The following is a 266-nucleotide window of genomic DNA, read 5'->3' on the forward strand; positions in this document are numbered from 1 at the left end:
TGATTGGGGTGAAGTCGTAACAAGGTAGCCGTATCGGAAGGTGCGGCTGGATCACCTCCTTTCTATGGAGAATTGATAAGCGATGCTTATCAATATAAGTTTCCGTGTTTCGTTTTCGTTTAGTTTTGAGAGTTCAATTCAGTATTGACTCTTAAATGAGGATATGATATAAATAAATCCTGCAATTTGTATGGGCCTATAGCTCAGCTGGTTAGAGCGCACGCCTGATAAGCGTGAGGTCGATGGTTCGAGTCCATTTAGGCCCA

Annotated in this window: 1 tRNA gene and 1 rRNA gene; both read left to right on the forward strand. The window is 42.9% G+C overall.

Going from position 1 to position 266, the window contains the following annotated elements:
- Positions 1 to 62 (forward strand): 16S ribosomal RNA (locus ACS2QP_RS27870); the annotation flags it as partial.
- 130 nt (positions 63 to 192) lie between these two features.
- Positions 193 to 266: transfer RNA gene (locus ACS2QP_RS27875), tRNA-Ile, on the forward strand.

It is taken from the genome of Bacillus cereus group sp. Bce019 (assembly GCF_051781745.1).
In the GTDB taxonomy this organism is placed as follows: domain Bacteria; phylum Bacillota; class Bacilli; order Bacillales; family Bacillaceae_G; genus Bacillus_A; species Bacillus_A cereus.